11 protein-coding genes are annotated in these 14,084 nt (G+C 66.6%); 3 read left to right on the plus strand and 8 right to left on the minus strand.

The genetic code is table 11. From position 1 onward, the window contains the following. Positions 1–25 precede the first annotated feature (25 nt). The gene (locus ACN0RC_RS04845) at positions 26–988 is read right to left on the minus strand and encodes a transketolase family protein (protein WP_417509342.1); all 963 of its coding nucleotides are present in this window, start codon (positions 986–988) and stop codon (positions 26–28) included. Then, positions 988–1,866 carry a transketolase gene (locus ACN0RC_RS04850; protein WP_417509343.1) on the minus strand — a complete coding sequence of 293 codons (879 nt, stop codon included), beginning with the start codon at positions 1,864–1,866 and terminating at the stop codon, positions 988–990. Before ACN0RC_RS04850 ends, ACN0RC_RS04845 begins: the two co-directional genes overlap by 1 nt. A gap of 210 nt (positions 1,867–2,076) precedes the next feature. On the opposite strand from ACN0RC_RS04850, the gene ACN0RC_RS04855 reads away from it, so the two are divergent. After that, positions 2,077–3,576 (plus strand): aldehyde dehydrogenase family protein, encoded by a 1,500-nt coding sequence (locus ACN0RC_RS04855; RefSeq protein ID WP_417509344.1) that lies wholly within the window; start codon positions 2,077–2,079, stop codon positions 3,574–3,576. A 103-nt stretch (positions 3,577–3,679) separates the two neighbouring features. Then, entirely contained in the window at positions 3,680–4,183 is a 504-nt protein-coding gene (locus ACN0RC_RS04860) for a MarR family winged helix-turn-helix transcriptional regulator (RefSeq protein WP_417509346.1), read from the plus strand. 17 nt (positions 4,184–4,200) lie between these two features. On the opposite strand, the gene ACN0RC_RS04865 is transcribed toward ACN0RC_RS04860, so the two are convergent. Both ACN0RC_RS04865 and ACN0RC_RS04870 read right to left on the minus strand, forming a co-directional pair. Further along, entirely contained in the window at positions 4,201–5,385 is a 1,185-nt protein-coding gene (locus ACN0RC_RS04865; protein WP_417509348.1) for a MalY/PatB family protein, read from the minus strand. Positions 5,386–5,407: 22 nt separating this feature from the next. Beyond that, positions 5,408–6,928 carry an MFS transporter gene (locus ACN0RC_RS04870; RefSeq protein ID WP_417509350.1) on the minus strand — a complete coding sequence of 507 codons (1,521 nt, stop codon included), beginning with the start codon at positions 6,926–6,928 and terminating at the stop codon, positions 5,408–5,410. A gap of 212 nt (positions 6,929–7,140) precedes the next feature. Between ACN0RC_RS04870 and ACN0RC_RS04875 the strand changes: the two genes are divergently transcribed. After that, positions 7,141–8,343 carry an MFS transporter gene (locus tag ACN0RC_RS04875; protein WP_417509352.1) on the plus strand — a complete coding sequence of 401 codons (1,203 nt, stop codon included), beginning with the start codon at positions 7,141–7,143 and terminating at the stop codon, positions 8,341–8,343. An 80-nt stretch (positions 8,344–8,423) separates the two neighbouring features. On the opposite strand, the gene ACN0RC_RS04880 is transcribed toward ACN0RC_RS04875, so the two are convergent. Genes ACN0RC_RS04880 through ACN0RC_RS04895 form a run of 4 tightly spaced genes read right to left on the minus strand, consistent with a single transcriptional unit; the run spans position 8,424 to position 14,026 of the window. Beyond that, positions 8,424–10,136 (minus strand): AMP-binding protein, encoded by a 1,713-nt coding sequence (locus ACN0RC_RS04880; protein ID WP_417509354.1) that lies wholly within the window; start codon positions 10,134–10,136, stop codon positions 8,424–8,426. Between the two features lie 42 nt (positions 10,137–10,178). Beyond that, positions 10,179–11,351: a thiolase family protein gene (locus tag ACN0RC_RS04885; protein ID WP_417509652.1), complete on the minus strand. Its 1,173-nt coding sequence runs from the start codon at positions 11,349–11,351 to the stop codon at positions 10,179–10,181. 16 nt (positions 11,352–11,367) lie between these two features. Continuing rightward, positions 11,368–12,609, minus strand: coding sequence for an acyl-CoA dehydrogenase family protein (locus ACN0RC_RS04890; RefSeq protein WP_417509356.1), 1,242 nt, complete (start codon positions 12,607–12,609; stop codon positions 11,368–11,370). A 7-nt stretch (positions 12,610–12,616) separates the two neighbouring features. After that, positions 12,617–14,026 carry an LLM class flavin-dependent oxidoreductase gene (locus tag ACN0RC_RS04895; protein ID WP_417509358.1) on the minus strand — a complete coding sequence of 470 codons (1,410 nt, stop codon included), beginning with the start codon at positions 14,024–14,026 and terminating at the stop codon, positions 12,617–12,619. Positions 14,027–14,084 lie beyond the last annotated feature (58 nt).

The raw sequence follows: 14,084 nt of genomic DNA on the forward strand, positions 1-14,084 counted from the left end.
GTCGTCTCCCTCTCGTCCAGGCGTCTCAGGACGCCGCGATCACGCGGCGCAGCGCGGCGACCGTGTCTGCCAGTCCGTAGCCGTGCTTGTCACGCAGCTGCTCGTCCTCCCCGAAGCCCGCGTACACCTGCGGGATACCGAGCCGCTCGAAGCCCGAAAGGTGCACTCCGTTGTCAGCCACCACGTCGGCGATCCGGGTGGCCAGGCCCCCGTAGGCGAGATGGTCCTCGAGCACCACGAACCGCCCGCCGGTCTCGGCTGCGCTGCGCAGGACGAGCTCCTCATCGATGGGCTTGAGGGTCCACATGTCGACGACGCGCACCGAGTGGCCCTCCGAGGCCAGTTGGTCAGCAGCATCCAGAGCCTGCGCGACGGTCGTGCCGTGCGTGAAGATCGTGGCATCCGTGCCCTCCCGCGCGACGATGCCCTTCCCGATCCGCACCTCGTGCTCACCGGGCTCGTAGAGCACCTTGTCCTTCTTGCCGACTGCGAGACGGATGTAGATCGGTCCCTGCATCGTCATCGACTGGCGGATGACTTCGCCAACCATCGCCGGGTCGCCGATGGAGGTCACCGTCATGTTGGTCAGCGCACCCATGAGCGTGAGATCCTCGACCGCGTAGTGCGTCGATCCGCCGTTGCCGACCAGGCCGCCGTGCGTGCCGATGATCTTCACGGGCAGATTCGGGTAGCAGACGTCGGTGCGCACCTGCTCGAGCGCGCGCATCGACAGGAACGGCAGCATGCCGGACACGACGGGGATGTTTCCGTCATAGGCGAGCCCGGAGGCGATCCCGACGCAGGCCTGTTCGGCGAGCCCCACATCGACGAACCTGTCGGGGAACGCATCGCGGAACTCGACGAGCGTCGCGCCGATGTCCGGGGTGAGCACGTAGAGGTTCGGGTACTCGTCGCCGAGCTCTGCCAACGTCGTTCCGATGACGGAGCGGGCGGACAGCATCTCCCCGAAGGTGAAGGTCACAGGCATCAGATGGTCTCCTTTTCGCGAGAGGCATTGAGCGCCGCAAGAGCGCGTTCGAGGTCGGCGGCGCCGAGCGAGCCGGCGTGCCAGGCGAGGTTCCGCTCCATGAAGTCGACGCCCTTGCCCTTGATGGTCTCTGCCACTATCACTGTGGGGGTATCGGTGTCGGAGGCCGGCAGCCCATCGATGGCGGCGACGAGCTGCGACATGTCGTGGCCGTCGATCTCGACGACGTTCCAGCCGAACGCACGCCACTTGTCGGGATACGGCTCGAACATGACCCGCTCCTCAGCGAAGCTCGTCATGAGCTGGCGGTTCCGATCGACGAAGGCGACAAGGTTTCCGAGCTTGTTGCTACGGGCTGCCATCACGGCCTCCCACACCGAGCCCTCACCGGTCTCGCCATCGCCGAGCAGGCAGAACACGCGGTGCTCATCGCCGCGCCCTCGCGCGCTCAGCGCCATGCCGACGGCGATCGGCAGTCCGTGTCCGAGCGATCCGGTCGACGCCTCGACGCCGGGCAGCTGAACCTTGCAGGGGTGCATGCCGTAGGCGCTGTCGAGCTGTCCGTAGGTTTCGACGATCTCGTCGTAGGACAGGAACCCGCGGATGGCCATCGCGATGTACATGCAGACGGCGGCGTGGCCCTTGCTGAGCACGAAACGGTCGCGCTCCGGATTGGCGATGTCGGAGGGGTCGACGTTCATCCCGTACTCGAACAGCACCGTGAAGATGTCTGCAGCGGAGAGGTCCCCTCCGATGTGGACGGCTCCCTCGTACGTGCCGCACAGGTGAAGCAGCTTCTCGCGGAGCTCGAAGGCCAGGTCCTCGAGCTCTTCGACGCTGTGTCGTTCTTCGGTCGCGGCCAGTGGTGTCGGACTCATCGCATCCTCCTCATCGACTCGTCGACGGATGCCGCTGCACGGGTCCTCGTCGACTCTCGGTTGCTTGCACCGCCCGCTTCGATGTGGGCGATGATCAGTGACGCTAACAGAATCTTATTTACATGTAAAGAAGAATGCCTCTAAAGTTGTTTATTGGCGATGTACAGTATTTGTGCGATGCTTCGACTCAGTCACAGAGAGGTGGAAACGATGTCGGAAACGATTGTCACGCGCTCCGGAGTGCGTACGGGATTGTTCATCGGGGGCGAGGAACGCTTCACGCAGGAAGTGCTCCAGGTCGCGGACCCCGGCAAGAAGGGAGTCGTCGTCGGCGAGGCGGCATCCGCTTCCGAAGCGGACGTGGCCGACGCGGTCGCCGCGGCGAAGTCGGCCTACCCGGCGTGGGCGGCGCTGTCGGCAGAGCAGCGATCCGCAGCGATGACCGAAGCGATCGCGGGCATCGCCGATGACCGCGACACCGATGCGGCGATCCTGTCGCAGGAGAACGGCAAGGTGCGGATGGAGGCCTGGATCGACGCGCTCGTGTTCGAGCTGCGGTGGAACCTCGCACTCTCACTGACCGACTCCGTCGACACCGGCACGACGCTGCCCGCCATCCCCGGCGCGATCCCCGTCTCGACCGAGGTCCGGTTCCAGTCGCTGGGTGTGGTCACGATCATCGTGCCGTTCAACTGGCCGATCGCGATCCTCGGCGCGGCACTGCCGCACGCCCTGCTCGCCGGAAATACCGTCATCGTCAAGGCTCCGCCGTCCACGCCCCTGGCCACTGCACGGCTCGTGCAGCGCGTCGCAGAGAAGCTTCCGGCCGGCGTGCTCAACGTCATCACCGGCAAGGACGAGAACATGGCGGGGCTGATCCAGAGCCCGGATGTCGCGAAGGTGTGCTTCACCGGGTCCGTTGGCGGCGGCAAGCGGATCATGGAGATGGCATCGAAGACCCTGACTCGGGTGACGCTCGAGCTGGGCGGCAACGACGCGGCGATCTTCCTCGAGGACGCAATCCTCGACGACACGCACCTCGACCGCCTCTTCGCGGCAATCTACGACACCACCGGGCAGATCTGCATGAACGCCAAGCGGGTGTTCGTGCACCGGTCGCGTCAAGACGAGCTGGTCGCGGGGCTCGAAGCGCGCCTGAACCAGGTCACGCTCGGGTACGGGCTCGACGAGGGCACCACGATGGGCCCCCTGCACCAGCCCGCCCAGAAGGCGTTCGTGGAGGAGCTCGTCCAGGAGGCGAAGGATGCCGGCGCGGACGTCCGCGAGTACGGTGAGCTCCCCGGCGGCGAGCTCGAGGGCGGCAACTTCCTGCGGCCGGCCATGGTGATCAACCCCGATCCCTCGCTGCGAGTCGTCACCGAGGAGCAGTTCGGGCCCGTCATCCCGGTCATAGCCTTCGACACCGAAGAGGAAGCGGTCGCCCTGGCGAACGACACGTGGGGCGGCCTGTGCGGGTCGGTATGGACCGCCACGCCGGATGCGGCGAACCGCGTCGGCTCGCAGCTGGAGTGCGGTTACGTCTGGGTCAACGACCACGGCGCGACCCGCCTCGACCTGCGCGCACCGTTCGGGGGCATGAAGAGCTCCGGCTTCGGTCGCGAGCAGGGCATCGAGGGCGTGCGCGCGTTCCAGGACACCCGCTCGATCGCCACCATCGACCCCGACGCACTCGCCGCCATGGCGCACTGAGCCGGGGAATGAACGACGTGCGGGTCATGGTCGCTCCGGCCACGACCCGCACGTCGCATAATGTGTCAGACGACAGGGGACGCCCCTGGAAGGAACAGATTCAGTGAGCACTGCGGACGACGGGATTCAGCGCGAACCTCTCAGCAACACGATAGATCCCGACGAATTCACGCCGCGTCTGCTCGCACTGCTGTCCAATGCTCTGGTCTGGCGCGAGTCGACCGAGCTGCGCCGACGCTTCGGCCTCGGCACCAACGACTGGCGCGTCATCTCGGTCCTGGCGCTGCGCCCCGGCTCGTCCGCGACCGAGGTCTCGGACTTCATCGGGGTCAACAAGGCCGTGGTGTCCAAGAGCGTGAACGTCCTCAGCGGGCGTGACCTCATCGTGCTCATGGACGGCCCGCGCGGATCGCGCCCGATGTATCTGACCACCGGCGGCGTGGAGATGCACGACCAGATGCTGCCGATCTCAATGCAGGGCCAGGAGATCGTGCTCGCGCATCTCAATGCCAGCGAGATCGAACGTCTGAACGAGCTCCTCCTCCGCATGCTCGTCGACGCTCGCGAGCTGCAGACCCTCGACAACGAGGCCGCCGCGAACGGTTGACGCTCACGTTCCAGCGGTCAGCGGACGGCGTCACCCGCATGCTCTTCATCGGCGAGCGCTTTCCTGATCCGCTCGACAGCCTCACGCATGACGGGCCGAGGCGTGGCGAACACGAACCTCGCGAAGCCGATCGCGGCCTCGCCGCACGCTGCCCCGTCAGTCATCGCGACGCCGGCGTTCTCACGGAACCACTCGCCGAGGTCACCGGTCAGCCCCGTCTCACGGAAGTCGAGCAGCGCGATGTACGTCCCCTCGGGCATGGTCATGGTCACGCCGGGAACCTCTTCGACGAGTTCGGCGAGCAGCCGCCTGTTGCCATCGAGGTACTCCGTCACCTCTGCTAGCCAGTCGCCGCCAGAGGTGTAGGCGGCAAGGTTCGCGATCGCGCCGGTCGTCGACGTGCCGTGACCGGTCCACCCGCCATCGGCTTCCCACAGTTCCACCGACTTCGCATCGGAGAAGATGATCTGCGCGCACTTCAGTCCCGCCAGATTCCACGCCTTCGAGGCGGATGCCGCAGTGACCGTGTGGCCCGCCGTGACCGGCGACAGCGAAGCGTAGGGAAGGTGCGCCGCAGGCGCGTAGACGAGCGGCGCGTGGATCTCATCCGAGAACACTCGGCCCCCAGCATCCGCCACGATCTCAGCGATCGCGAGGAGCTCGTCGCGCGTCGCGACGGTGCCGAGCGGGTTGTGCGGATTGCACAGCACGAGCATCTCGCCGCCGTCCGCGAACGCGGCGGCGACGGCATCCAGATCCATCGTCCAGCGGCCATCCGACAGGATGCTGGGCACCTCGATCACCCGGCGGCCGAGCCGCGGCGGCACCGAGAGGAACGGCATGTATGCCGGCGTGGGCACGATGATCGCGGCATCCGGTGACGTGAAGTTCTTGATCGCGAATTCGAACGCGACGATGACGTCCGGCACGAGGCGAACCTGATCGGCCGAGAGGCTCCAGCCGTAGTGGTCCGCGTAGCGCTGCGCAGTCGCCTGCTGCAGATCTGTAGCGAGGCGCTGCGGAAGGTAACCGGTCAGTCCCGAGGTGAGCGATACGCCGATCGCTTCGGTGATCGCGGGGGCGACTCCGAAGTCCATCTCAGCGACGAAGGCGCCGATCGCGTCCGGGAACATCGTCCACTTCAGGCTGCCTGCCTCCCGCAGACCTGCCTCGGTGATGGTGTCGAACGGATGCTCGGTCATGCTGCTCCTTCGGGTTGTCCTTCTATTCTCCCGGAGCAGAACTCACCCGAGGCGATTCGTCGTCGGTGGGCACGAGAATGATGTCGAGCGGCATGGTGCTGGTGTCGAGCAGCTCGTTGTCGTCCTGCCCCTCGACGAGCTCCTTCGCCTCCGCCTTCGTCTCCACGGTCGGGAAGGAACCGAGCAGCGGGCGCTTGGCCGTCTCTTTCATTGTCAGCATCGCGATTCCGCCGAGCGCCGCGAAGAACATGATGTAGAACGCGGGCATGTAGGTGTTGCCGGTGAGATCGATCAGCGCCTGACTGAACAGCGGCGTCGTGCCGCCGAACAACGACACGGCAAGGTTGTAGGCGACTGCCATCGCGCCGAAACGGGATGCCGTCGGGAACAGCGCAGGCAGAGCGGATGCCGAGATGGCGACGTAGAACGCGACAGGGATCGCGACCATCGCCAGCGCGATGAACACCGCCCATTCCTGACCGATCTGCATGATCGAGAACGCCGGCACCATCAGGATGATCGTCGCACCGACCGCGATGCCGTACACGGGCTTGCGTCCGACGCGGTCAGAGAGTTTGCCGATCAGCGGCAGACACGCACTCATCACGATGAGCACGGGCACGGTCGCGATGGCAGCCATGAGGTTCGACACCCCGACTTCGGTCTCGAGGTAGGTCGGCATGTAACTGGTCAGCGCGTAGCCCGCCGTGTTCGTCGCCGATACCAGCGCGATGCCGATGAGCACCTCGCGCCAGTGGTGACGGAAGATGCCCGGGATGCCGTGGCGTCCGAGCGGATCGTCCTCCTGCCCGGCGCGAGCATCCTCTGCTTCTGCTTCGAAGGCCGGAGTCTCGGGAATCTTCAATCGGAACCAGATCGCCACAGCCCCCAGCGGGATCGCGACGAGGAACGGGATGCGCCATCCGTAATCGACCATGGCGCCGTCACCCGAGATCCCCTCGACGATCCACGTAGTGACCGCCACCGTCGAGGCACCGGCTGCGAAGCCGATGTACGAGCCGACGTCGAGGAACGATGACCAGTACCCGCGTGAGCGGTCGGGCGAGAACTCCGAGACGTAGGTCGTGGCACCGGCGTACTCGCCGCCAGTGGAGAAGCCCTGAATCATCTTCAGCAGATACAGCGGCACGATCGCCCAGAGACCGATCGCCTCTGATGTGGGAAGAAGACCGATGAGGGCGGTCGCGGTGGCCATCATCGCCATGGTGACGAACAGCACCTTCTGCCGGCCGATCCGATCGCCCAGCGGGCCGAGGATGAAACCGCCCAGCGGCCGCACGAGGAACGAGATCGCGAAACCGAAGAGCGTCAGCAGCAGACCGAGTCCGCCCGGTGCATCACTGGTGAACACGGCGGTCAGTGTCACCGCCAGATACCCGTAGATGCCGAAGTCGAACCACTCCATGAAGTTCCCGACGACGGTGCCGGTGATCGCTGTTCTCAGCTTCGACTTCTTGACAACGAGGACATCGTCGACTTCGAGACGCCTGCGGCGCGTGATCGCTTTCTTTCGGCTGGGCATCGGGTTCTCCTTCTAGGCCGATTGAATGGCATCCAAGTTACGCCGACGCGCACCGTTGAGCCACTGCATCCGCGGCGTTGCCGCAACTTTCCCGCGTGCTGAGCGGATTCGAGACGCGATTCGTGAAACGGCGCCAATCGCATCTACGGTGAGATCCAGCGCGCCACGCACAACGCCGGTGTGAACCTGAACCCCGCGCGAAAGGACCGTGCATGACCCAGCGCAGCCGCCGCCCCGTGATCTTCGCGATCATCGCGCTATGCCTGGTCGCCACCCTGATGCGGCCGGCGATCACCGCGGTCGGGCCGGTCATCGACCGCATGTCACAGGACACCGGCATCCCGCTCGCGCTGCTCGGGTCGCTTTCGACGATCGTGCTCATCACCTGGGCGATCGTCTCTCCGTTCGCCCACGGTTTCGGCCGTCGGCTCGGACTCGGCGGGGCCGTGCTCGCGGCGACGGGGCTGCTCGCCGTCGGCGTGATACTGCGCTCGGTGCCCGGCTCCGCGGTGTGGCTGTGGATCGGCACGGCGATCATCGGCGTCGCCCTCGCGATCGGCAACGTGCTGCTGCCGGCTGTGATCAAACGCGACTTCCCGCTGCGCGTGCCGATGATGATGGGCGTCTACTCTGCGCTGCTCGGTGGTGCAGGAGCCGTGGCATCCGGCCTCGCCGTACCGATCGCGAATCTCACCGCCAGCGACACCGGCGCCGGATGGCGCCTTGCGCTGCTTCTCACGGGTGCCGCCATCGCACCGCTCGCGCTCTTCGCGTGGTGGTTCATCAGCCGGCACGAGATGCGGGCGATGCGCGGAAGCACCGCAGCCCCGGCATCCCGCCTCGGCATTTGGCGCGACCCGATCGCCTGGCAGGTTGCCGCCTACATGGGCGTGCAGTCGACGACGTTCTACGTGCTCGTCACGTGGCTCGCGACGATGTCGCTCGCTACCGGCCGCAGCGACACACTCGCCGGTTTCGACGTGATGGTCTACCAGATGTTCTCCCTGGTCGGCGCCCTCACCGTCGCCTTCGCCATGCGCGGCCGCGGCGCACGCATCACTCCAGGCGCGCTGCCGCTGCTCGGCTTCGTCGGCATCATCGGCCTGATGATCTGGCCGGATGCCATCGGCACCTGGGTCGTGCCGCTCGGCCTCTTCTCGGGGCTGTCGCTCGGCGTCTCGCTCACCCTGATGGCTCAGCGTGCCCGCGATCACCACACGTCATCCGCACTCTCGGGGATGTCGCAGTCGGTCGGGTATGCCATCGCCGCCATCGGACCGGCGCTGTTCGGAGCCGTGCACGCGATGACCGGGAACTGGACGATTCCGCTGATCATCCTGTTGGTGACGATGACGCTGCAGGGTGTGTTCGGCGCCTTCGCCGCACGTGACCGGTACGTGCTCGAGCGCCCCTGACCCTCGCGACCCTGCAAAACCACGCCGAAAGCACGGCGGTTCGCTGCGGGCTCGGCGTGGTTTTGCAGGTTTGAGAGCGCTCAGTCCTCGATCGCGCGCGTGGCCTTGCGGTCGGCGATGAGCGTGTCGCGCACCTTGCGGCGCAGCACCTTGCCGATGAGCGAGGTCGGCAGCTCCTCCCACACGACGTACGCGCTCGGGCGTTTGTACTCGGCGAGGCTGTCACGGGCGGCGGCGCGCGCAGCATCCTCATCGAAGGACGCACCCTCTTCGAGGACGACGACAGCCGTCACGACCTCCGCGCCACTGCCGCGCGGAATGCCGACGACGGCGGATGCCGCGACCCCCTCGACTGAGGTGATCACCTGCTCCACCTCGCTCGGCGACACGTTGAAGCCACCGGTGATGATGAGCTCCTTCTTGCGGTCGACGACGGTCACGAACCCGTCTTCGTCTTGCACGACGAGGTCGCCGGTGCGCAGCCACCCGCCATCGAGCAGCGTGGCGGCGCTCTCTTCCGGGCGCTTCCAGTACCCGTGGAACACCTGCGGACCGTGGATGAGCAGCTCGCCGACCTCGCCCAGCTCGACCTCGCGAGTGGGCTCATCCGGGTCGACGACCTTGATGTCGGTGGAGGGGAACGGCAGGCCGATCGCGCCGATGCGACGAGCATCCGAGAACGGGTTCGCCAGCGCCACCGGGCTCGTCTCGGTGAGCCCGTAGCCCTCGTTGAGCATGCTGCCGGCCTGATCCTCCCAGCGCTTCACGATCGCCGGGGTCAGCGTCATGGCGCCCGAGATCGCGTAGACGACGCCGGTGAGATCGAGCTTTCCCTCCTTGGAGACGCGCGAGAGACGATCGAACATCGGCGGAACGGCGGGCACGAACGTCGGCGGGAACTTCTTCGCCGCCTTCTCGACGAGTGCGGGGTCGAAGGTCGGGAACAGTACAGCGCACGACCCGGTCTCTACCGAATAGATCACCGAGAGCAGAACGCCGAAGGAGTGGAACATCGGCAGCAGGCCGTAGATGCGGCCGTCGCCGCGGGTGAAGTCCGGCATCCACGCCTTGCCCTGGCGGGCGTTGGACCACAGGTTCGAGTGCGTGATGATCGCGCCCTTGGGTGTTCCGGTCGTGCCTGACGTGTACTGCAGGCAGGCGATGTCGGGTGCTTCCGGGCGAGGATGCGACGACGGCAGCGGCTCGCTTTTCTCGAGCTGCGCGAACGGTGTCGCCCCTGGAGCGGGAGCCGTGAGCTTCTCGCGCGATTCACGAGCCTTGGCGATCGGCAGGCGCAGTGCAAGACGCATCCCGAACGGCATCGCGCGCGTGACGTCGACGGCGATGATGTCGCGGATGCCGAGGTCGGCAGGAAGCGCCTGCAGCGTCGGCACGATCTTGTCCCAGGTGATGACGACGGTCGCGCCGTGGTCGCGGAACTGCACTTCGAGCTCGTCGCGGGTATAGAGCGGGTTGTGCTCGACGACGACGGCTCCCAAGCGCAGCACGGCGTAGAACGCGATGACGTGCTGGGGCGCGTTCGGCATGATCAGCGCGACCCGGTCGCCGGCCTTCACTCCGCGCTCGCGCAGGGCGTTCGCGACGCGGGAAACACGATCTCCGAGTTCGCGGTAGCTGACCGTACGATCGAAGAACGCAATCGCTGGCCGCTCGCTCCATTCTGCGACGCGCTCATCCAGCAGATCGCTGAGGGAACCGGTGACCGGCTCGATATCGATCGGAGTGCCCGGCGCGTAGAACCGGTTCCAGGCGCGCGTCTCGTTCAGGTGCATGGCAAGAGCCTACGCGGACGCGGCGTCACACGCGGGTGGCGCTCAGCGCTCGAGCACGACGGCGAGCCCCTGGCCGACACCGATGCAGATCGCGACGACGGCGACTCCCCCGCGGCGGCGCGCGAGTTCGTGTGCGGCATGGCCGATGATGCGGCCACCGGATGCTCCGAGCGGATGCCCGATCGCCAGCGCCCCGCCATGGATGTTGAGCTTTGCGGGATCCAGGTCGGGCCAGCCCCGCAGGCACGCGAGGGACTGTGACGCGAACGCCTCGTTCAGCTCGACGAAGTCCACATCAGCCCAGGTGCGGCCGGCGCGTGCGAGGGCCTTGTTCGCCGCTTCGATCGGCGCGATCGGGAACTCATCCGGGTCGACGCCGTGCGCGCCGCGGCCGGTGATGCGCGCCAGCGGCTCGACGTCGAGCACTCCTTCGGCACCCAGCAGCACCGCTGAGGCACCGTCGTTGATCGACGAGGAGTTCGCGGCTGTCACGGTGCCGCCCTCGACGAACAGCGGTCGCAGCCCGGCGAGCTTCTCGACCGTCGACCCGTCGCGGATGCCCTCGTCGCGGGCAAGCTCCGCGCCTGGCACCTGAACGATCTCGCCGTCGTAGATGCCCTCGGCCCAGGCTTTTGCCGCGAGTTCGTGAGAGCGCACCGCGAAAGCATCCTGATCTTCGCGCGAGATGCCCCAGGTGGTCGCCGTCTTCTCTGCGGCTTCACCGTTCGAGATCGTCCACCCTGTCGGCAGCGCGCGGTTCGTCATGCGCCAGCCGATTGCGGTGTTCCACATCGTCTGGTTTCCCGTCGCCGGGTACGGCTTCGCCGACTTCTCGACGACGAACGGAGCCCGGCTCATCGACTCCACACCACCGGCGAGAATGATCTCGGCATCCCCCGATTCGATCGCTCGCGAACCCTGGATCACTGCCTCGACGCTCGATGCGCACAGCCGATTCACCGTCACGCCGGTCACCGACGTCGGGAACCCGGCCAGCAGCGCGCCCATCCGGGCGACGTTGCGATTGTCCTCCCCCGCTTGGTTCGCGTCACCGAAGATCACGTCGTCGGTGCGCCCCGGATCAAGCCCGGTGCGCAGGATCGTCGCGCGCATCACGAGGGCTGCGAGATCGTCAGGACGGATGCCAGCGAGCGCACCGCCCGCGCGCCCGAACGGAGTGCGGACAGCGTCGTAGATGCAGGTGGAGGTCTCGATAGCGCCTCACACTATCTCAGACGGCGGCAGCTTTCACCGCCGAACCGAGGAACGATGCTGTCGGGTCGGTGCCGTTCAGGTGCCAATCGCCGACGATGCGCGCCTTGTACACGCGCGGATTGTGTGAGGCCACCGTTCTGGCGTTGCGCCAGTGCCGATCCAGCGCCCGTGATTCAGACAGCGCTGAAGAGCTCAGGGCGTCGAATAGCACTGTCGCCGCAGTGAGCGCGGCATCGGTCACCGTCAGCTGTGCTTCGTACACCGAGATGGTTGCCGCGCGCAGCGCCTCGACCACGTCGGGGGCTTCGGATGCCGGATCGTCACGGAGCACCTCGACCACATCATCGAGCTGCCGCGCCGCCCACCGCACGGATGCTTCAGCCGACGACGCCAGCGCCGAGACGCGGCCCACCACTTCTTGGATCTGGCCGTCCTCGCGCGGCTCTGCCGCCAGCCCCTGTGGGTAGTTGCGCAGTCGGGAGCGAACCGCATCGGTCACGTCGCGCTGCGCCGCACGGCAGATTCCCGCGAGCGTTGCGAGGTGATTGAGCTGATACACCGCTTCCTGGTACCGCGCGCGCTCGGCGAACGGGTACCAGCGCCCTGCGGGGACCGCGACCTCGTCGAAGGTCGTCGTCCCGCTGCCGGTGAGGCGCTGACCGACACCGTTCCAGTCGTCGACAAGCGTCACGCCCGCGGCATCCGCCTCGATCAGCACGAGACTCACGTCGTCAGCATCCGGCCCCTTGGCGAGCACGCTCACCCAGTCGGAGTACAGGCTGCCGGTGCTGTAGAACTTCTGCCCGTTGAGCACGGCGCCGCCGTCGGCGCGGGCGAGCCTGGTGCGCATGTCGAAGAAGGCGTCGCCACCGGCCTCCGACCATGCGCCGCCGAACAGTGCTCCCTCAGCGATCAGCGCCCTCCACTGCTCGTTGCGGCCGCTCTCGTCGTCGAAGAGAACATCCTCGACGAACGCGAAGTGGTTGCGCCAGATCTGAGGCAGGTTCGAATCCGCTGCCCCCAGCTCGATCAGCAGCGCGTGCTCCTGTTCGAGCGTCGCCCCGAATCCGCCCTCGTCGGCCGGCACCCGCAACGCACCGAAGCGCGCCTGCTTCAGCCACTCGACCTCTTCGTACACATTGCGGCGCGAGGTGTCGCGTTCTGCGGCACCTGCGGCAATGCGTTCGAAGATGGGACGGAATATCGCGAGCAGATCAGCCGTCGATGTCCTTGTGAGCGGCGCCGTGGTCGTCGACATGCGGCGCTCAGACCTGCGCGGCTTCTGCGACTGCAACCGACGGCTGTGCGGTGCGCGTGCTCGCGAACGCGCCGCGATAACGTGCGGCCGGGTGGCGCTCATTGAGCCGCGGTGCGCCGAACAGCTTCTCGCGCAGGGTTCCCGGCGCGTACTCGCTCTGCGCGAGGCCCCGTTCGCGAAGGACAGGAAGCACCTTGTCGGCGAACTCCTCGAACGAACCGGGGATCACCGCGTTCACGACATTGATCCCGTCGACGCCGGCTGCCTGCCAGCGCTCGAGCTCATCGGCGATGTGCTCGGGCGTTCCGACGATCAGATTGTTGCGGGTCATCCGCGATGCGACATCGGCGACGGTGGGCTCGCGATCGGTGATCGTGCGGCGCAGCAGCTCGGTGAAGCCCTTCATCGTGTTGGTGTCGACGTCCTTGAGCTCGGTCTCCGGCGGATACGTGCGACCCGTCGGGTCGACGATCGCGGCGTGCGCGAGGAAGCCCTCTTCACTCGACCACGTCCCGTACTCATCGACCTTCTGCTGTGCCTCGGCCTCGGTGTCGCCGATGACGAACGTCAGCCCCTGGAAGAACTTGATGTCATCGGGCTCGCGCCCGTACTCCACGGCCAGCGCCCGCGTCTCGTCGATCTGCCACCTGGCGGTCTCAGGGGTGGGCGCGAGGATGAACACCGCCTCGGCATTCCGGGCGGCGAACCGGCGACCGGATTCCGATGCCCCGGCCTGGAACAGCAGCGGTGTGCGCTGAGGTGAGGGCGACGGCAGGTGCGGGCCCTCGACGCGGTAGCGCTCGCCCTCGTGGAAGATCTTGTGCACCTTCGTGACGTCGGCATAGACGCCGCTCTCCTTGTCCTTCAGGATCGCGCCCTCATCCCATGACCCCTCCCACAGCTTGTAGACGACGTCGACGTACTCCTCGGCCCAGCGGTAGCGCTCGGCGTGGTCGGTCAGCTGGGGCAGGCCGAAGTTGCGCGCCCCGTTGTCCTGCGTACCGGTGACGATGTTCCAGGCGATCCGGCCCCGCGAGATGTGATCGAGCGTGGAGACCTGCCTGGCGAAGTTGAACGGGTGGTTCTGGGCCACGTTCGAGGTGAGCGCGAGACCGAGATTCTCGGTCACCACCGCGAGCGCGCCGAGCAGAACCGTCGGGTCGTTGCTGGGAATCTGCAGCCCGTGCCGCACATACACCTCGTAGTCAGCATCCGCATCGCCGTAGTGACCGGAGACGTCGGCGAAGAACATCGCGTCGAACTTCGCGGCCTCGAGGGTCTTCGCGAGGTCGATCCAGACCTGCACGTCCTCGAAATCGACCTGCGCGGCCTCAGGCCTGCGCCAGTGTCCGTGCTGGATGTGCGAGTTCGTGTTCATCACGAACGCGTTGAACCGGAGGGGACGGGATTCGCTCATGACACGAGGATGCCGCGCGGTATGCCGCGCGGCATCTACTGTGTCGAAGGATCACGAC

The sequence above is a fragment of the Microbacterium sp. genome (assembly GCF_048259935.1).
GTDB lineage: Bacteria > Actinomycetota > Actinomycetes > Actinomycetales > Microbacteriaceae > Microbacterium.